This window comes from Streptomyces sp. HNM0575 (genome assembly GCF_012726265.1).
GTDB lineage: Bacteria > Actinomycetota > Actinomycetes > Streptomycetales > Streptomycetaceae > Streptomyces.
The window spans coordinates 399,466-416,840 of the sequence record NZ_JAASAG010000003.1 but is presented as its reverse complement, the minus strand read 5'-3'; the positions used below and the strand labels follow the sequence as shown (position 1 = coordinate 416,840).

Below are 17,375 nucleotides of genomic sequence, written 5' to 3'. Positions count from 1 at the left end.
GCTCCCCCGCCGGACTCTGAACTCCCCTGTCACGCCGAGGACTTCATGACGCTCCATCCGCCGTCGACGAGCAGGCTCGCCCCCGTCACATACGACGCCTCCGGCGAGGCGAGGTAAGCGATGGCCGAGGCGACCTCTTCCGGCGTGCCGAAGCGGCGGGCGGCGGTCTCCGCGACGCTGGCGGCGCGCTCGTCCTCGGGCACCCGGTCCCACAGCCCGGTGAGCACGGGGCCCGGCAGCACGGTGTTGAAGCGCACCTCCGGCCCGTACTCGACGGTCAACTGGCCGCTGAGCGACAGCAGTCCGCCCTTCGCCGCCGCGTAGGCGGGGTGGCCCGGGATGCCGCGGTGGGCGTGCACGGAGGAGACGAGCACCACCGCTCCGCGCTCGGCGCGCAGATCGTCCAGACAGGCCCGTACACCGAGGTAGGCGGCGGTGAGTCCGACGGAGATCTGCCGCTCCCAGGACTCGGGCGTGGTCTCGTGCGCGGGGGCGATCTCGACCTTCACGGCGTTGCTCACCAGCACGCCGACCGGCCCGTAGGCGTGGGCGGCCTCGACGATGCGCCGCCAGGCGTCCTCCCGCGCGACGTCGGCGTGCACGAAGGCGGCCTCGCCGCCGCTCTCGCGTATCCGCGCCGCGACCTGTGCGCCGTGCCGCTCGTCGACGTCGGCGACCACGACGGCGGCGCCCTCCTCGGCGAGGCGGCGTGCGGTGGCCGCGCCGATGCCGGCGGCGGAGCCGGTTACGACGGCGGTACGGGCATGGAAGCGTCCCGCGGGGACCCGGCCGTCGGCCCCAACGCCGGTGTCACGCCCGCCGGTTGAGCCCCGGGACTCCCCGGGCTCGCGGCGTCCGCCGCTGTCATGGTCTGGCGTCGGCCCTGTCATCGTGCCGCTCCTCGGGCTCCTCGCTGCTGTGCCCGGCCGCGCCGCGCAACCGCCGCACGCCGCCGTACGTGACGCCGCGCGGACCGGCCGCGAGGACCGGCTGCACGGACCGGCGCGGGAAGGGTTGACCCCTCCACGGGCCGCCCTTACGTTAATTCATAATTAATGGATTGACCATGGCTTGGCATGTGACGGCAACCGACGACCCGAAGGTGCGCACAGGCATGAGGGCAGACAGGCCGGACAGGCGGATCCACTTCGGCGGCGACTACTACCCGGAGCAGTGGCCCGAGGAGGTGTGGGCCGAGGACACCCGGCTGATGAAGGAGGCCGGGGTCACCATGGTGACGGCGGGCGTCTTCGCGTGGGCGAAGGTCGAACCGCGGCCCGGCGAGTACGACTTCGGCTGGTTCGACCGCGTACTGGACAATCTCTCGCAGGCCGGTCTGCGCGTATGCCTGGCGACGATGACCGCGTCACCGCCGCCGTGGCTGACGCGGCTGCACCCGGAGATCCTGCCGGAGACGGCGGACGGCCGCCGCAAGTGGCCGGGCGGCCGGCAGCACTACTGCCCCTCCAGCCCCGTCTACCGCGAGTACGCCACCCGGCTCGTCGAGCGGCTCGCGACGCGCTACGCACAGCACCCCGCCCTGGAGGTGTGGCACGTCGGCAACGAGTACGGCTGCCACATCCGCCAGTGCTTCTGCGACGAGTCGGCCGCCGACTTCCGGCGCTGGCTGCGTGAGCGCTACGGCACCGTCGAGGCCCTCAACGAGGCCTGGTCCACGGCCTTCTGGTCCCAGCAGTACGGCTCGTTCGACGAGGTGCTGCCGCCGCGGCTGGCGCCGACCTTCGCCAACCCCTCACAACAGCTGGACTACTGGCGCTTCAGCGACGACGCGCTGCGGCAGTGCTATCTCGCGGAACTGGCGGTGCTGCGCCGCGTCACGCCCGGCGTGCCCGTGACGACGAACCTGATGCCGCATCACAAGCCCGTCGACGCCTTCGAATGGGCGCGCCACCAGGACGTGATGTCACTGGACTTCTACCAGGACCCCTACGACCCGGACACGCACCAGGGCGCGGCGCTGAGCTTCGACGTGATGCGCTCGGCGCGCGGCGGACAGCCGTGGCTGCTGCTGGAGCAGGCGCCCAGTGCCGTCAACTGGCGCCCGCGCAACAGCCCGAAGCCGCCCGGCGCGATGCGCCTGTGGAGCTGGCAGGCGATCGCGCAGGGCGCCGACGCGATCATGTTCTTCCAGTGGCGTCAGTCACTGGGCGGCGCCGAGAAGTTCCACTCGGCGATGGTTCCGCACGGCGGCACCGGCACCCGGATCTTCCGCGAAGTGAGCGAGCTGGGCCGGGAGTTGGCCTCCGTACCGGAGATCGCGGGCACCCGCTCGCACGCCGGCGCGGCACTGCTGACGGACTGGAACAGCTGGTGGGCGCTGGAGCTCGACTCGCGTCCCTCCACGGCGCTGGACCAGACGCAGATCAACCGTGCCCATCACCGGGCCCTGTTCGAGGCGGGCGTGGCCTGCGACGTACTGCCGCCGTGGGGTGAGCTGTCGGGCTACCGGCTCGTGATCGTGCCGAACCTGTATCTGCTGGGCGAGGACGACGCGCGGCGTCTTGAGGAGTACGTCGAGGGCGGCGGGCACCTGGTCGTCTCGTTCTTCTCCGGCATCGTCGACGGGTGCGACCGCGTGCATCCCGGCGGATACCCGGCGCCGCTGCGGCAGTTGCTCGGGCTCCGCGTGGAGGAGTTCTGGCCGCTGGACGAGGGTGCGAGCGTCTCCGTCCAGGGCGCGGGGCCGCTGGGCGCGGTGCCCGGCTCCGGCGTCACCGGCGACCTGTGGTCGGAGTCCATCGAGACGGAGGGCGCCGAGACCGTGGCGGTCTTCGGCGACGGCGAACTGGCGGGAGGTCCCGCCGTCACCCGGCACTCCTACGGCTCCGGTGCGGCCTGGTACATCGGCACCCGGCTCGAACCGGCCGCGCTGCGGGGCCTGTTGGACCACGTGCGGGAGGAGGCGGATGTGCGGCCCGTGCTTCCGGGGCTGCCCGCCCGCGTCCAGGCCACGGTGCGCGAGGACGACGAGCACCGCTTTCTGTTCCTGCTCAACCACGGCGACGGCGAGGCGGTCGTCCGGCTGCCCGAGCCGATGCGCGACCGGCTGGGCCCCGACGGCTCCGGGCCGGTCTCAACCGTGACGCTGCCGCCGCGCGGCGTCGCCGTGCTGGAGCGCTGAGCCGTACCGGAGCACTGAACCGTACCGGAGCGCTGAACCGTACCGGAGCGCCGAGCCCTGCTGGAGCGCTGAGAACCAGGCAGGTCCGAGAAGGAGCCGGCAGATCTGACAAGGAGGTCGGATGCCCGTCCGTAGAAAGGTCCTCGCGTGGGGCGCCGCGGCAGCCGCGGCCCCGGCCCTCGCCGCGTGCGGCGAGTCGGCGGGCGCCGCCCGGCTCACCGAGCAGGCGCCGCGCACCGAGGGCCGCAAGACGAGGCTGGTCTTCTGGACGTGGGTACCGCTCCAGAAGGCGGTCGCCCTGTGGAACAGGACGCACCCCGACATCCACGTCGAGGTGCAGATCGTGCCCGCCAACACCCAGGGCGGCTACCAGAAGATGCACTCCGCGCTGAAGGCCGGATCTCCCCCGGACCTCGCCCAGGTCGAGTACTACGCGCTGCCGGAGTTCATGCTCGTCAACGGCCTGACGAACCTCAGCGAGTACGGGGCCGAAAAGCTCAAGGGCTCCTACGTCGACTGGCAGTGGAAGCAAGGGGTGTTCGGCGAGGACGTCTTCGCGGTGCCGCAGGGCTCCGGACCCATGGCGTACTACTACCGCAAGGACCTCTTCGAACGCTGGGACATCCAAGTCCCGCGCACCTGGGACGAGTTCCGCACGGCCGCGCTCAAGATCAAGAAGCACGGCTCCCGCATCTGCGCGTTCCCGCCCAACAACGCCATGTGGTACGCGGCGTTCCCGTGGCAGCGCGGCGCGCGGTGGATACGCTCCGAGGGCGACACGTGGATAGTCGACGTCAACAGCAGGGCGTCGCTCGAAGTCGCCGATTTCTGGGACGGGTTGCTGCGGGACGAGCTCCTCGCCGTCATGCCGGACACGCAGAGCGCCTGGTACAAGGCCGTGCAGTCGGGCCAGTTGGTGAGCTGGCCGGCGGCGCAGTGGGGCGACGCCCTGCTGCGCGGCAACGCCCCCGGCACCAAGGGCAAGTGGCGGGTCGCCCCGCTGCCGCAGTGGGAGGCCGGGCAGACGGACTCCGCCAACTGGGGCGGCTCGTCGACGGCGATCCTCCAGGGCACCCGACACCCGGCGGAGGCCCTTCAGTTCGCGCACTGGCTCAACACCGACCCGGAGAGCATCGACCTGCTGGTGGCCGCGGGGTACGGCTGGCCGGGCGCCCGTATCGACCTGAAGAAGTCCGCGCTGGGCAAGCCGGACCCGTTCTTCGGCGGCCAGCGCTACAACGAGGTCTTCCAGGACTCCGACAGCCACGTCGACACCTCCTGGAAGTGGGCGCCGACCACCATCCAGTCCTTCGAGCACATCAAGGACGCCTTCGGCCGTGCCACCGCCGGCGACGGCAGCCTCGTGGACGCCATGAACGACGTACAGGGCCGTGTCGTCGACGACTTGCAGGCCAAGGGACTCAAGGCGAGGAGCGCGTGATGGCCACTGGAGCCGGTGCGGCCGGAAAGGACGCCTCCGCAACCGCGGTCCCCTCGCCGGGAGTTCACGCCGCGGGAGCCTCCCCTGCGGGCACCCCGCCCGAAGGGACCTCCCCCGCGCGGGCTTCCGCGCGGACCTACGCGCAGGGCGCACGCTCGCCGCGGCCGGACCGCGCCGCGTGGTTCTTCCTCGGCCCCTTCCTCGCGCTCTTCGTCTTCGCCTTCGTCCTCCCCATCGGCTACGCCGTCTACCAGAGCCTGCTCAAGGTCGAACGGCACGGGCCGCTCGGCCTCGGCAAGCCCACCGTCGGCTTCGCCGGCCTGGAGAACTACGGGCTCGCGCTCCAACAGGCCGATTTCATCGAGAGTTTCGGCCGCGTGCTGCTCTTCGGCGTCGTACAGGTCCCCGTGATGCTGCTGCTGGCACTGGTGCTCGCGCTGCTGCTCGACCAGCTCTCCAGCCGCTGGGCGGGCCTGCTGCGTGCCTCGTACTTCCTGCCGTACGGCATCCCCGGCGTCATCGCCACCATCCTGTGGGGCTTCCTGTACGTGCCGGGCATCAGCCCCATCACCGAGGCACTCGGCAGCGCCTCACCCGAATTCCTCAGCTACGACAACATGCTGTGGTCCATCGCGAACATCGTCGTCTGGGAGTTCGCGGGCTACAACATGCTGATCATCGTCGCCCAGCTGAAGTCCATACCCCAGGAGCTGTACGAGGCGGCACGCATCGACGGCGCCGGGCCCTGGCAGACGGCGCTGCGGATCAAGATCCCGCTGGTGCGCCCGGCGCTCGTCCTCACCTGCGTCTTCTCCATCATCGGCACGATGCAGCTGTTCGCCGAGCCGCTGGTGATGAGGGTGCTCTCGCCCGCGGTGACCGCCAGCTTCACGCCCAACCTCAGCGCGTACAACGACGCGTTCGCCAACGCCAACGTCTATCTGGCCGCTGCGAAGGCCGTGCTGCTCGCCCTCGTGGCCTGCGCCTTGTCCTTCGGGTTCCTCAGCCTCGTCACCCGCAAGGAACGGAGGGGCCGATGAGCCTCACCACCGGCACGAGCGACGCGGCCCCCGCCGCCCGTCCGCTGCCCGCGCCCTCCCCCGCCACGGCGGCACCGCGCAGGCTGCCGGGCCCCGGCCGCATCCTGCTGATCGCGGTGCTCGCCATCGCCACCGGCTACTTCCTGCTGCCCGTCTACTGGCTGATCATCGCCGCCACCAAGTCCACGGAGCGGCTGTACGGCAGCAACGGGCTGTGGTTCGACAGTCCTCAACTGCTCGCGAACATCGGCAAGATCCTCAGCTACGACGGCCACATCTATCTCCAGTGGGCGCTCAACTCGCTGCTGTACGCGGGAGTCGGGGCGCTGCTCGCCACCCTGCTGGCCGCCGCCGCGGGCTTCGCGCTCGCCAAGTACCGCTTCCGGGGCCGGGAGGCGGCGTTCAAGGCCGTGCTCGCGGGCGTACTGCTGCCGCACACCGCGCTCGCCCTCCCGCTGTATCTGCTCTTCAACCAGATCGGTCTGACCAACACCTACTGGGCGGTGCTGATCCCCGGCGTCGTCAGCCCGTTCGGCGTCTATCTCTCGCGGATCTACGCCGAGTCGGCAGTCGACGACACGCTGCTGGAGGCGGCACGCGTGGACGGGGCGCGGGAAGGGCGGATCTTCTTCCAGCTGGTGCTGCGGCTGATGTCGCCGGCGCTGGTGACGGTCTTCCTCTTCCAGTTCGTGGGCATCTGGAACAACTACTTCCTGCCCCTGGTCATGCTCTCCGACGACCACAAGTATCCGATCACCCTGGGCCTCGCCACCTGGCAGACCGCCGCCGACCGGGTGCCGCAGCTCGTCCAGTACACCGTCGGCGGCGCCTTCCTCTCCGTCATACCGCTGGCCGTCGCGATGCTGGTCCTCCAGCGCTACTGGAGGACCGGTCTGACCGAGGGCAGCCTCAAGGGGTGAGCGCGCGCCGGCGAGCCCGTGCCGCTGCCGCCCGAGTCCCGAACCGCACCACCTGGAGCACCACTTGAAGATCACCCGAGTCGAGACGTTCGCCGTACCGCCGCGCTGGCTCTTCTGCCGTATCGAGACGGACGACGGGCTCGTCGGCTGGGGCGAGCCCGTGGTGGAGGGCCGCGCGGAGACCGTGCGTACCGCCGTGCACGAACTCGCCTCCCAGTTCCTCGTCGGTGCCGACCCCTCGCGCATCGAGGACCTGTGGCAGGTGATGACGAAGGGGTCCTTCTACCGGGGCGGTCCGGTGCTCTCCAGCGCCGTGGCGGGCATCGACCAGGCGCTGTGGGACATCGCGGGCAAGGCGCTGGGCGTTCCCGTGCACCGGCTGCTGGGCGGGCCCGTGCGGGACCGGGCGCGCGCCTACAGCTGGGTGGGCGGCGACGAGCCCGCGGCGGTACGGGACCAGGTCGCGGCGCAGGTGGAGGCCGGTTTCACCGCGGTGAAGATGAACGCCTCGGGCCGGACGAGCCGGTTGCCCACCGTCGCGGAGCTGGACGAGGTGGCGGCGAGGGCGGAGGCGGTACGCGAAGTCCTCGGCCCCGGGCGGGACTTCGCCGTCGACCTCCACGGCCGCTTCTCGACCGCGGGCGCGATCAGGGCCGCCGGCGTGCTGGAGCCGTATGCGCCGATGTTCGTCGAGGAGCCGGTGCTGCCCGAGTACACGCATCTGCTCGGCCGCGTCACGGAGTCGACGGCGCTGCCGGTCGCCACGGGCGAGCGGCTCTACTCCCGTACGGACGTGCTGCCCGCGCTCCGTGCGGGGATCGCCGTGCTCCAGCCGGACCTGTCGCACGCGGGCGGCATCTCGGAGTCCAGGCGCATCGCGACGCTCGCCGAGACCTTCGACGTGGCGATCGCACCGCACTGCCCGCTGGGCCCGCTGGCGCTCGCCGCGTCCCTCCAACTCGCCTTCGTCACACCGAACTTCCTCATCCAGGAGCAGTCGGTCGGCATCCACTACAACAAGGCCGCGGAGCTGCTCGACTACGTCGCGGACCGCTCCGTGTTCCGCTTCGACGAGGGGCATCTGCTGCGTCCTACGGGACCGGGGCTGGGCGTCGAGATCGACGAGAAGGCGGTGCGGGCGGCGGACGGCGCCGCGGAGAGCTGGCACAACCCGCTCTGGCGGCACGGGGACGGGGCGTTCGCGGAGTGGTGAGCGGGCTCGGGGACCGGTCGCGGCTGGGCGAGCGTGAGGCCCGGCGGCCGGGCCGCCCCCGGCGTCAGTCCCGAAGCCGCTCCGCGGTCCGCACGGTCAGCGTGCCGTCACCGCCGGTCCCCACCCGTACCCCGAACTCCCTGCTGATCCGGTCGAGTACGGCACGCAGCCACTCGGTGTCCTCGGCTTCCGCTCGCTCCAGCCGCATACCGCGGGAGCGGAACGGCACCATGCGCAGCGCGGCCAGCCTGCCCGAGTCCGCCTCGACCGATGCGAGATACAGCAGCCGCAGTTCGTCCCGGTACTCCTCGAATCCCTCGACGCCCTCGTAGTCGTCGACGAAGTCGCCGCAGCCGTAGAGCACGAGCTTGCCGCGGTAGATCTCGACGGGGCGCGGGTGGTGCGAGGAGTGTCCATGTACTACATCGACGCCGCCGCCGTCGATCAGCGCGTGCGCGAAGGCCGTCTGGTCGCGGGCCACTCCGTAGCCCCAGTTGGATCCCCAGTGCACGGACACGACCACGATGTCGCCCGGCCGTCGCGACTCCAGCATGCGGTGCGAGATCGCTGCGGCGGCCGAACGGCCGGGCCGTTCCAGGAAGTTGACCCCCGGGCGGTCCGGTCGCGCCGCCCAGGCGGCGGGGATGCCGCTGGAGGGCGTGCCGAGGGACAGCACCAGCACCCGCCGGTGCCCGCCGTCCACCGGCACCACGGCCGGTCTGCGGGCCTCGTCGGCGCTCCGCCCGGCACCGGCCGTCCGCAGGCCCGCGGCCGCGAGGGCGTCGAGGGTCTCTTCGAGACCGGGCCTGCCGAAGTCCAGCACGTGGTTGTTCGCGAGTACGCACACATCGGGGCGCACGGCGGCGAGAGCGCCGAGGTTGGCGGGGTTCATGCGGTAGTTGACGCCCTTGCCGGGATCGAAGCCGCCGTGCCGGGTGACGCTTGTCTCGAGGTTGAGCACGCGGGCGTCGGGCGCGGCCTCGTCCAGCGTCCGCAGGGCCTCGCCCCAGGGCCAGGAGTAGTCGACCGGGGTGCCGATGCGCCCGTGCACCGCCTCCACGAGCTCGACGTACGACCGCGCGTCCCGCATGTGCGCCTCACGCAGCTCCCGGTCCCCGGGATGCGGCAGGATCTGGTCGACGCCCCGCCCGAGCATCACGTCACCGCACAGGGACAAGGTGATCGTTTCGTGGCTCATGGGGCAATATATGCACCCGGAAGCGCTTGGCGGCGGTGACGGTCCGTGAGACGGAACGCACCGTTCGTAACGTGCCACGAGCCGACCGTCGGGCGCCCGTCCCCGCGAGGGCGCTACCGGAGCGGTAGCGGTCACCGGCCACTCCAGACGTGTAGTAAGTTGTACTACATGGAAGCCACTGCACGAGAGTTCAATCAGAACGCGTCGAGGATCCTCGCCGCGGCCGAGCGCGGTGAACGCGTGACCGTGACCAAGAACGGACGAGTGGTCGCCACACTGTCGCCGGTCACGACCGAAACGGTTGCCGCGTACCCGACCGACCCCATGGGAGACGACGAGGAAGGCCCTGTCTTCTACAGCGGATCCACCGTCGACTGGTCGGCGGGACGAGGAAGTTACCTGGAAGGGTTCGGCGCGTGACGATCCTCATCGCGGACACCTCGGGCCTGTATGCATACTTCGACGGCAGCGCACCCGAACATGCGGCATGCCGCAAGGCAGTTGCGGCCTCTTCCCATCTGGTCGTCACACCGCTCGTACTCGCCGAACTCGACTATCTCCTCAGTACCCGGATCGGCGCGGAGGCAGCGCAAGGCGCGCTGGCGCACGTCCGAGACCGCACCGCAGTACGACGCTACGGGGTCCCGGAGACCGAGCAGCACTTGTCCACGGCGCTGGTCACGATGCGCAGGTATCCGCAGATCGGGCTGACCGACACGATGAACATGGTGATGGCGGCCGAATACCACACCGACTCGCTACTGACACTGGACCGCCGCCACTTCCGGATGGTGCGGCCCTTGACGGGCCACTCCGCCTTCCGGCTCCTGCCCGACGACATGTGAACGCGGCGCCGGCGCCCTCCCGGACCCGGCCGCCTTCGGCGCGAGCCGGGAGACGCACGTCACAGCCCTCCGTGTCACATCGGGTCCCGCCGTCCCGTCGTAGGTGTGAAGCCACCGACAACGGCAGAGGAGCCCACCATGGAAGCCCGTCTGAACATCTTCGGCAGCCCCATCTCCGGCAAGCTTCTGAAGCACCTCGTCTCCGCGGGCCAGGTGGTGTCGGAGTCGCCGCTGCCGGCCTCGACCCGGGAGCTGGTGAACCTCCGCGCGAGTCAGATCAACGGGTGCGGCTTCTGCACCGACATGCACACCAAGGACGCCGAAGCCGCCGGTGAGACCTCGGTGCGCCTCAACCTCGTCGCCGCGTGGCGGGAGGCCACGGTCTTCTCGGAGGCCGAGCGCGCGGCGCTGGAGCTGGCCGAGCAGGGCACCCGCATCGCGGACGCGGCGGGCGGCGTCACGGACGAGGCCTGGGAGAACGCCGCCAAGCACTACGACGAGGAGCAACTCACCGCCCTCGTGGCCCAGATCGCCCTCATCAACGCCTTCAACCGGCTGAACGTCATCATCCGGCAGCCCGCCGGCGACTATCAGCCCGGCCAGCTCGGCTGACCGGGAAGTGACCGGGAACTGACCGGGAGTCCCCGGGACGCACGCGGCGGTACCGGCACGGGGCGGTACCGCCGCGTGCCGCTACCTCGGGGGTGCCGGGCAGCGTCGCCCCCGGCGGGGGCAGGCGAGGAGCGCCCGCACGAGGAAGCCGCCGTGTGCCGTGTAGTAGCCGACGTAGGCGTCGGCGCCACGGCTCAGGGCGTCGCGGGCGTGACGCATGTGCAGCCGTACGGGGAGCGCCGCGGCGGGTGGCGGGGACTCGTCGAGTTCGCGCTCCAGCCAGTCCGCCGCCGCGGCGGCTTCGGTGAAGGTGCCGTCCATCATCGAGCGGGGCTTGGCGAACCATGCGTCCAGCTCGATGGGCGGTGTGGCCGACTCCGGATCGCGGGCCTCGCCGTCGCGGGGTCTCTCGTGGCCGGTGTAACCGAAGGCGTGCCAGTGGGTGTCCATCCCCGTCGTCCCTTCCGGGCGGCCCGGCGCTACAGGAGGGGGAGCGCCGGGCCGCGGTGCGGCGCGGCCTGCCCCTCGGGGGCCCGGGGTGTGCGCCGGGCCCCGTCCGGGGCAGGCAGGGTCTGGCGCATCGTGCTCCGCCTCGTGTGCCGGTTTCGCGGGAACCCGCCTCCCGCGCCGTGGCGGTCACGCGGATGGAGTGAACGGCCGGGGACGGACCGCCGGGGACGGGCGGTCACGGCCGGATACGCGGCGGCCGTGACCGGCCGCGCGCCGCTCTCCGCGGCCGGTCGGGCCCCAACACCGCCGGGGCGCCCAGGCGTTGCGTGGGGTCGGGGTGGGGTCGGGGTGGCGTTGAGACGGCTCGCGCACGAAGTCCATTCCGGCGCGCAGCCGCCGGGCACAGTGCACGGACGAGCCGGGCACGGCATGCAGCCGAGCAAGCGCATGCACAGGGGACCGGGCTTCGCCGTTCCTGCCGCTGCTTGACTCTCGGCCCGCACTCCGGTGGGAAGCCGTCGCCCGCCGCGGATTAGTCAGCTGCCGCTAAAGACCGACTGGTGCCGGGCGGCGCGTCCTAGCGTGATGGGCCCGATCCGTGACCAGAGGACTCAGATGATGCGTGCCGGTCGAACCCGAACCCGTACAGCCCTCACCGCCCTGCTCGTCGCGGGCGCACTGTCCGTGGCCGGCTGCGGCATGAACGAGGAGCCGGAGCCCGCTGGCAAGTCCGCGACGGACAAGGACCAGGGCAAGGAGACGGGCAGCGGGAAGGGCGAGGAGAAGGGCGGCGGCAAGGACACCGGCAAGGAAGAGGGCGGCTCGGCGGGTATCGCCCCGGGTGAGAAGGCCCCGGACGGCAAGGCGGTGGCCGCGAAGCTGAAGTTCGCGAGCACGACGCTCGACGGGAAGTCGTTCAAGGGCGAGTCGCTGGCCGGGAAGCCGTCGGTGCTGTGGTTCTGGGCGCCGTGGTGCGGTACGTGCCAGGGGCAGGCCTCGACGACGGCGAAGCTCGCCGCCAAGTACAAGGGCAAGGTCAACTTCGTCGGCGTGGCCGGGCTGGACAAGACCGAGCCGATCCGCGGCTTCGTCAAGACGCAGAAGGTCGGCAACTTCCCGCATCTCAACGACCAGAAGGGCTCCGTCTGGAAGAAGTTCGGGATCTCGCAGCAGAGTTCGTACGTCATGCTCGACAAGAACGGGCGGACGGTACACGAGGGCGCCGCGACGAGTCCGGACCAGCTGACCAAGCAGGTGGCCGGGCTGGCCGGCTGAACTACGGCGCCCCGACGCTCACATGGCCGATCTGCCCCTCGCGCTGGCGCTGACCGCGGGCATGCTCGCGGCGGTGAACCCCTGCGGCTTCGCCCTGCTGCCCGCCTATCTGTCGCTGCTGGTGCTGGGTGACGACTCGCCCTCGCGGGGAGCGGCCGTGGGGCGTGCGCTGGCCGCGACCGCCGCGATGACGGTGGGGTTCGCGGCCGTGTTCGGGATCTTCGGCCTGGTCGTCGCGCCTGTCGCGAGCCAGGTGCAGCAGCATCTGCCGTGGTTCACGGTCGTCTTCGGCGTGCTTCTCGCGGGCCTGGGCGTGTGGCTGCTGGCGGGGCGCGGGCTGCCGGCGCTGCTGCCGAGGGTCCGCCGGGCGCCCGGGGTCGCCCGTTCCGTGCCGTCGATGGCGCTGTTCGGCGGCGCGTACGCGGTGGCCTCGCTCGGCTGCACGATCGCACCGTTCCTCGCGACCGTCGTGTCGGCCTTCCGCAGCGGTTCGACCGCGGGCGGGCTGCTGCTCTTCGGGGCGTACGCGGCGGGGATGGGCGCCGTCGTCGGTACGGCGGCGCTGGCCGTGGCGCTCGCCCGCACGTCCGCCGTCGGACGGCTGCGCCGGCTGGGCGCGTCGGCGTCGCGGCTGGGCGGCGGGCTTCTGGTCCTTGTGGGCGCCTATACGGCCTACTACGGCTGGTACGAGATCCGCGCCCTCGGCGGCGGCGTCGCGGACGGCGACCCGGTCGTCGACGGTGCGGGCACGGTGCAGCGGACGATCGCGGCGGCCCTGGAGTGGACTGGAGTCCCCGTCGTCGCCGGGGTGTTCGCGGTGCTGCTGATCGTCGCGGTGGCGGGCCGCAGGCTTCGCGGGCGGCGGCCCGCGGACGGCGCGGGCCCGCGCGGGCACGACGAGGAGCGGGCTGAGCAAGCCGTCGGGTGAGGTGAGCCGGGCGCACGGGCGGGGCTCAACTCCCCGCGCGCTCAGGCCAGATGGACGTACTCGTAGTCGAAGGGCTGACCGTTGATGCCGCGCCGGGGCGGGGCGATCCAGCCGGCGATCCTGCCGCGTTCGTGCACGGGCTGCATGAGCGAGCAGACGTAGGTCTTGTCGACCGCCGTCGGCAGCCACGCGGCCATGCTCCGCTCCCACTCCTCCGCCGTGAGCACCGTGCCGTCGGGTGCGGCCTCGATGCCGGCGAAGGCGCCCACCTTGCGGTTGAAGGCGACGCTGGGGAGCCGGAAGCGCGGTGCGAGCCCGGCGTCTTCGAGGATCTTGTTCCAGCGGTTGACGCCGCTCTGGCAGTCGCCGATGTACTCGCGCCGCAGGTCGGTGTTGAGGCCGACGAGCGCGGCGACCTCGGTGGTGGCGATGTCGCCGTCGACGAGGGCGTCTACGTGGACCGAGTCGCCGGTGAGCCGGTGGTCGTCCTTGCGGCGGTCCTCACGCCAGCGGCCCTTGATGCCCGCGGTGTAGTAGTTGGCGACGTTGCTGGAGGTCTCGCTGCCGAAGAGGTCCAGCGACACCGAGTAGTGGAAGTTGAGGTACTTCTGCACGACGTCGAGGGGGATGGCGCCGAGCGCTGTGACGTCGTCCGTGTCGTGCTCCACCATCAGCTGCGCGGTCCGCTCGACGACGCGGTCGATGCCCGTCGTACCGACGAACATGTGGTGCGCCTCTTCCTTCAGCATGAACTCGCAGGTGCGCGAGAGCGGGTCGAAGCCGGACTCCTTGAGGGTGCCGAGCTGGTACTTGCCGTCGCGGTCGGTGAAGTAGGTGAACATGAAGAAGGAGAGCCAGTCCGGGGTCTCCTCGTTGAACGCGCCGAGTATGCGCGGCGATTCGTCGCTGCCGGAGTTGCGGCGCAGCAGCTCCTCGGCCTCCTCGCGGCCCTCCCTGCCGAAGTAGGCGTGCAGCAGGTAGACCATGGCCCACAGGTGGCGGCCTTCCTCGACGTTGACCTGGAAGAGGTTGCGGAGGTCGTAGAGGCTGGGCGCGGTGGCGCCGAGGTTGCGCTGCTGTTCGACGCTGGCGGGCTCGGTGTCGCCCTGGATGACGATGAGGCGCTGGAGGTCGGCGCGGTACTCGCCGGGCACCTTCTGCCAGGCGGGTTCGCCCTTGTGCGCGCCGAAGCCGATCCTGCGGTCCCGGTCGCGTTCGGCGAGGAAGATCCCCCAGCGGTACTCCTTCATGGCGACGTGCCCGAAGTGCGCCCATCCTTCGCGGCCGACGTCGACGGCCGTACGGAGGTAGACGTCCTGGGTGGGCAGTGAAGGCCCCATCGACTCCCACCAGTTGAGGAAGTCGGGCTGCCACGACTCCAGTGCGCGCTGGAGGCGGCGGTCGTCGCGCAGATCGACGTTGTTGGGGATCTTCTCGCTGTAGTCGGCGCCGTTGACGGGCATCTCAGACTCGCTTTCGGTCGAAGTCGGCGCGGCGGCCCGTGCCGTACGAGCGGAGGGCGCCGTCGGGGCCGGAGGCGGAGGGCCGGGTGAAGATCCAGTTCTGCCAGGCGCTGAGACGTCCGAAGATCTTCGTCTCCAGCGTTTCCGGGCCGGGGAAGCGGTAGTTGGCCTCCAGGCCGGTGAGCGCGTCGGGGCTGAAGCTCGCGCGCTCCTCCACGGCGATGCGGACCTCCTCCTCCCAGTCGATGTCGTCGGGGGCGAAGGTGACCAGGCCGAGACGTTCGGCTTCGACGGCGCCCAGGGGCTTCCCGGCCACGGCCTCGACTGCGGCGAGCAGCTCCGGGTCGTGGTGGTGGCGGGTCGCCAGCCGGGAGAGGCCGTTGGCCGTCGGCAGGGCACCGAAGTTGGCGGGCCCGGCGGTCACCGTCGCGGGCGGCGCGTCCGGGTCCTCGTCCTCGAAGACGCCGAGCAGCTGGTATCCGCGGTCGGCGGCGAGGGCGAGCTCCAGCAGGGAGCCGGCGAAGCAACTACGGGGCTCCACAAGGGCGATGAGGCTGCGGCTGGTGACGTCGAGCCGCTTCAGGGTGCGCTTGAGGAAGAGCAGGATCTCGCGCGCGAGCCAGTCGCCCCGGTGGTCGAGCAGCAGCCGGTCGTGGTCGAGCACGCGCTGCGGGTCGCCGGTGGTGCGCAGCAGCCAGGTGCCCAGCTCGGGTTCGTTGGTGCGCAGGTCGAGGATCAGGTCGTCCAGCTCCCGCGTCATGGCGAGCGTCCAGAAGCCGGCGCCCTCGCGGTGCACTTCGTCCATGCCGGAGGGGGCCTCGGCGGCCGGTCCCTCGACGGTGATCTCGACGGCGCGGGCGTCGCGGTCGAGTCGCGCGAAGACGTGCCGGTACGAGATCTCCGTGTCCGTACGGGACTTGGCGAGCGGCGTCAGCTCGATGCCGGCGGGCTCGGCGGGTCCGGCGCCGTCCTGTGCCGCGGTGGTCCCGGCCCCCTCCGGTGGTGCCGCGGCCTCGGCGGCCCGCCGGGCGACCGTGTCGTCCCACGCGGTGCGCGGCACGGTCTCGTCGACGAGCCGCCAGGTGACGGCCTTCTTGCCGCCGATGCCCTCGGACTTGGTGGCGAAGTAGTCGGCGATGTCGCGCCGCACATGCCGCTTGTCGGTGACGCGCGTCAGGCCGCCGGTGCCGGGCAGCACGCCCAGCAGCGGGAGTTCGGGAAGGGAGACCGTGGAGGAGCGGTCGTCGACGAGCATGATGTGCTCGCAGGCCAGGGCGAGTTCGTAACCGCCGCCGGACGCGGCCCCGTTGACGGCGGCGATGTATGTCTGCCCGGAGCGGTCGGTGGCGTCCTCGATGCCGTTGCGGGTCTCGTTGGTGAACTTGCAGAAGTTCACCTTCCAGTGGTGCGGGGAGGCCGCCAGCATCCGGATGTTGGCACCCGCGCAGAACACCTTCTCCTTGGCGCTCGTCACCACCACGGCACGCACCTCTGGGTGTTCGAAGCGCAGCCGCTGCACGGCGTCGTGGAGCTCGATGTCGACGCCGAGGTCGTAGGAGTTGAGCTTCAACTCGTAGCCGGGGAGCAGACCGCCCTGTTCGTCGACGTCCATGGTCAGCGTGGCGACGGGCCCCCGCACGTCGATCCGCCAGTGCCGGTAACGCGACGGATCGGTCCGGAAGTCCACGTGCACGGGCTGGTCAGGGGCTGTTTCCGGCTCTGTGCCGAGGGTGGTGGTCATGCGATGTCCTCCAGCCTGGGATGCCACCATGTTCCACATCATTCATCCGTGACGTCAAGAGTTTGTAGAACGTCACGGTGTGGGCGCCTGGCGCGGTGAACCTCGGACCGGGCCGGTGAACTCGTGCTACGCGTCGCGCAGCCCCGGGTAGACCTCCAGCGCGTTGCCTGCCAGAACGCCGGCTAGGGTCTCCTCGTCGAGACCGAGCCCGGCGAGCGCCCGTGCGTTGCGGGCGATGCCCGGCACGCCCGGCCAGTCGGTGCCGAAGATGAACTTCCCTGCCAGGCGGCCCAGTTCGTACTGCGCGTAGTAGCCGGGCAGGCGGTGCGGCGGCAGGCCGGAGAGTTCGATCCAGACGTTCGGACGGGACAGCGCGAGGAAGGCGGCGGCCTGATACCACCAGCCGCGGCCGCCGTGCGCCAGCACGAGCGTGAGCCCGGGGAAGTCGCGCAGCACGTCGTCGAACAGCACCGGGTCGGCGTACTTGTTCATCGAGCCCGGGAAGGAACTCGTGCCGCAGTGCACCACGACCGGGACGCCCGCGCCCGCGCACACCTGGTACGCCGGATACAGGGCCGGGTCGGCGGGGCTGAACCCGCCGTGCACCGGGTGCAGTTTGAGCGCGACGGCGCCCAGCGACAGCTGCCGCTCGAGCTCGGCGTCGACGGGATAGTGCAGATGCGGGTTGATGTTGGCGACGGGACGGAATCTGCGCGGGTTGTACTTGATCAGCGGCAGCACGTCCTCGATCGGCTGCTCCCCGGTCGTCTTCGGGCTGTACTCGCACAACAGCAGCGCCTTGTCGACGCCTTCGGCCTCGAAGTGGGCGTCGAGGCGTTCCGGTACGAGGGTGCCGTTCTCGTCGTAGAGGCCCGCGAGCCCGGCGCCGTCGCCGAACTCCTCGGCCCAGCGCCGCCATGCGGGCCGCAGCGTCGGCAGCCGGGCGGCGTGCACGTGCGCGTCGACCACGAGGCGGCCGTCGATCATCTCTCACCTGCCGGGAGTCGCGTGTACGGGGCTGCGTGTACGGGGCTGCGTGCAATGCGCGGATCTGCGCGCACGGGTCTGCGCGCACGGTCGGGGCGTCCTGTCGGGGCGGCGGGCGCG

General features: G+C 71.2%; 16 protein-coding genes. 10 read left to right on the top strand and 6 right to left on the bottom strand.

Going from position 1 to position 17,375, the window contains the following annotated elements; genetic code table 11:
- Positions 1–29 precede the first annotated feature (29 nt).
- Positions 30–890, bottom strand: a complete 861-nt coding sequence (locus HCC61_RS09790) for an SDR family NAD(P)-dependent oxidoreductase (RefSeq protein WP_169134903.1) — start codon at positions 888–890, stop codon at positions 30–32.
- A gap of 224 nt (positions 891–1,114) precedes the next feature.
- On the opposite strand from HCC61_RS09790, the gene HCC61_RS09785 reads away from it, so the two are divergent.
- The 5 genes from HCC61_RS09785 (at position 1,115) to dgoD (ending at position 7,756) form a co-directional block, all read left to right on the top strand.
- Positions 1,115–3,142 (top strand): beta-galactosidase, encoded by a 2,028-nt coding sequence (locus HCC61_RS09785; RefSeq protein ID WP_169134902.1) that lies wholly within the window; start codon positions 1,115–1,117, stop codon positions 3,140–3,142.
- Positions 3,143–3,263: 121 nt separating this feature from the next.
- Entirely contained in the window at positions 3,264–4,583 is a 1,320-nt protein-coding gene (locus HCC61_RS09780) for an extracellular solute-binding protein (RefSeq protein ID WP_169134901.1), read from the top strand.
- Positions 4,583–5,623: a sugar ABC transporter permease gene (locus HCC61_RS09775; RefSeq protein WP_169134900.1), complete on the top strand. Its 1,041-nt coding sequence runs from the start codon at positions 4,583–4,585 to the stop codon at positions 5,621–5,623. Before HCC61_RS09780 ends, HCC61_RS09775 begins: the two co-directional genes overlap by 1 nt.
- Positions 5,620–6,543 (top strand): carbohydrate ABC transporter permease, encoded by a 924-nt coding sequence (locus HCC61_RS09770; RefSeq protein ID WP_169134899.1) that lies wholly within the window; start codon positions 5,620–5,622, stop codon positions 6,541–6,543. Before HCC61_RS09775 ends, HCC61_RS09770 begins: the two co-directional genes overlap by 4 nt.
- 64 nt (positions 6,544–6,607) lie before the next feature.
- On the top strand, positions 6,608–7,756 hold the full coding sequence (gene dgoD, locus HCC61_RS09765) for a galactonate dehydratase (RefSeq protein WP_169134898.1): 1,149 nt from the start codon (positions 6,608–6,610) through the stop codon (positions 7,754–7,756).
- Positions 7,757–7,820: 64 nt separating this feature from the next.
- Here the strand turns inward: dgoD and HCC61_RS09760 are convergent, their stop codons facing one another.
- The gene (locus HCC61_RS09760; protein WP_169134897.1) at positions 7,821–8,954 is read right to left on the bottom strand and encodes a CapA family protein; all 1,134 of its coding nucleotides are present in this window, start codon (positions 8,952–8,954) and stop codon (positions 7,821–7,823) included.
- Between the two features lie 168 nt (positions 8,955–9,122).
- On the opposite strand from HCC61_RS09760, the gene HCC61_RS09755 reads away from it, so the two are divergent.
- The 3 genes from HCC61_RS09755 (at position 9,123) to HCC61_RS09745 (ending at position 10,411) form a co-directional block, all read left to right on the top strand.
- Positions 9,123–9,374, top strand: a complete 252-nt coding sequence (locus HCC61_RS09755; RefSeq protein WP_169134896.1) for a type II toxin-antitoxin system prevent-host-death family antitoxin — start codon at positions 9,123–9,125, stop codon at positions 9,372–9,374.
- Complete coding sequence (locus HCC61_RS09750; protein WP_346777109.1) at positions 9,371–9,799, top strand: PIN domain-containing protein; 429 nt, start codon at positions 9,371–9,373, stop codon at positions 9,797–9,799. Before HCC61_RS09755 ends, HCC61_RS09750 begins: the two co-directional genes overlap by 4 nt.
- Positions 9,800–9,937: 138 nt before the next feature.
- Positions 9,938–10,411 (top strand): carboxymuconolactone decarboxylase family protein, encoded by a 474-nt coding sequence (locus HCC61_RS09745; protein ID WP_169134895.1) that lies wholly within the window; start codon positions 9,938–9,940, stop codon positions 10,409–10,411.
- Positions 10,412–10,492: 81 nt separating this feature from the next.
- Here the strand turns inward: HCC61_RS09745 and HCC61_RS09740 are convergent, their stop codons facing one another.
- A complete protein-coding gene (locus tag HCC61_RS09740) occupies positions 10,493–10,861 on the bottom strand; it encodes a hypothetical protein (protein ID WP_169134894.1) in 369 nt (122 codons plus the stop codon).
- Between the two features lie 618 nt (positions 10,862–11,479).
- Here HCC61_RS09740 and HCC61_RS09735 point away from each other — a divergent pair.
- Both HCC61_RS09735 and HCC61_RS09730 read left to right on the top strand, forming a co-directional pair.
- On the top strand, positions 11,480–12,136 hold the full coding sequence (locus HCC61_RS09735) for a redoxin family protein (protein ID WP_169134893.1): 657 nt from the start codon (positions 11,480–11,482) through the stop codon (positions 12,134–12,136).
- A 22-nt stretch (positions 12,137–12,158) separates the two neighbouring features.
- Positions 12,159–13,064, top strand: coding sequence for a cytochrome c biogenesis protein CcdA (locus tag HCC61_RS09730; protein ID WP_169134892.1), 906 nt, complete (start codon positions 12,159–12,161; stop codon positions 13,062–13,064).
- A gap of 41 nt (positions 13,065–13,105) precedes the next feature.
- Here the strand turns inward: HCC61_RS09730 and boxB are convergent, their stop codons facing one another.
- From boxB to HCC61_RS09715, 3 genes are all read right to left on the bottom strand, one after another.
- A complete protein-coding gene (gene boxB / locus HCC61_RS09725) occupies positions 13,106–14,527 on the bottom strand; it encodes a benzoyl-CoA 2,3-epoxidase subunit BoxB (protein WP_169134891.1) in 1,422 nt (473 codons plus the stop codon).
- A gap of 1 nt (position 14,528) precedes the next feature.
- Complete coding sequence (gene boxC / locus HCC61_RS09720; protein WP_169134890.1) at positions 14,529–16,268, bottom strand: 2,3-epoxybenzoyl-CoA dihydrolase; 1,740 nt, start codon at positions 16,266–16,268, stop codon at positions 14,529–14,531.
- 126 nt (positions 16,269–16,394) lie between these two features.
- A complete protein-coding gene (locus HCC61_RS09715; RefSeq protein WP_169134889.1) occupies positions 16,395–17,255 on the bottom strand; it encodes an amidohydrolase family protein in 861 nt (286 codons plus the stop codon).
- Positions 17,256–17,375 lie beyond the last annotated feature (120 nt).

Bases quoted from the DNA above. Each gene is read 5' to 3' on its own strand.
- HCC61_RS09715 (WP_169134889.1), bottom strand. From the start codon at position 17,255: ATGATCGACGGCCGCCTCGTGGTCGACGCGCACGTGCACGCCGCCCGG.
- boxC (WP_169134890.1), bottom strand. From the start codon at position 16,268: ATGACCACCACCCTCGGCACAGAGCCGGAAACAGCCCCTGACCAGCCC.
- HCC61_RS09760 (WP_169134897.1), bottom strand. From the start codon at position 8,954: ATGAGCCACGAAACGATCACCTTGTCCCTGTGCGGTGACGTGATGCTC.
- HCC61_RS09735 (WP_169134893.1), top strand. From the start codon at position 11,480: ATGCGTGCCGGTCGAACCCGAACCCGTACAGCCCTCACCGCCCTGCTC.
- HCC61_RS09770 (WP_169134899.1), top strand. From the start codon at position 5,620: ATGAGCCTCACCACCGGCACGAGCGACGCGGCCCCCGCCGCCCGTCCG.
- HCC61_RS09780 (WP_169134901.1), top strand. From the start codon at position 3,264: ATGCCCGTCCGTAGAAAGGTCCTCGCGTGGGGCGCCGCGGCAGCCGCG.
- HCC61_RS09740 (WP_169134894.1), bottom strand. From the start codon at position 10,861: ATGGACACCCACTGGCACGCCTTCGGTTACACCGGCCACGAGAGACCC.
- HCC61_RS09730 (WP_169134892.1), top strand. From the start codon at position 12,159: ATGGCCGATCTGCCCCTCGCGCTGGCGCTGACCGCGGGCATGCTCGCG.
- HCC61_RS09755 (WP_169134896.1), top strand. From the start codon at position 9,123: ATGGAAGCCACTGCACGAGAGTTCAATCAGAACGCGTCGAGGATCCTC.
- HCC61_RS09790 (WP_169134903.1), bottom strand. From the start codon at position 890: ATGACAGGGCCGACGCCAGACCATGACAGCGGCGGACGCCGCGAGCCC.
- HCC61_RS09775 (WP_169134900.1), top strand. From the start codon at position 4,583: ATGGCCACTGGAGCCGGTGCGGCCGGAAAGGACGCCTCCGCAACCGCG.
- HCC61_RS09785 (WP_169134902.1), top strand. From the start codon at position 1,115: ATGAGGGCAGACAGGCCGGACAGGCGGATCCACTTCGGCGGCGACTAC.
- boxB (WP_169134891.1), bottom strand. From the start codon at position 14,527: ATGCCCGTCAACGGCGCCGACTACAGCGAGAAGATCCCCAACAACGTC.
- HCC61_RS09745 (WP_169134895.1), top strand. From the start codon at position 9,938: ATGGAAGCCCGTCTGAACATCTTCGGCAGCCCCATCTCCGGCAAGCTT.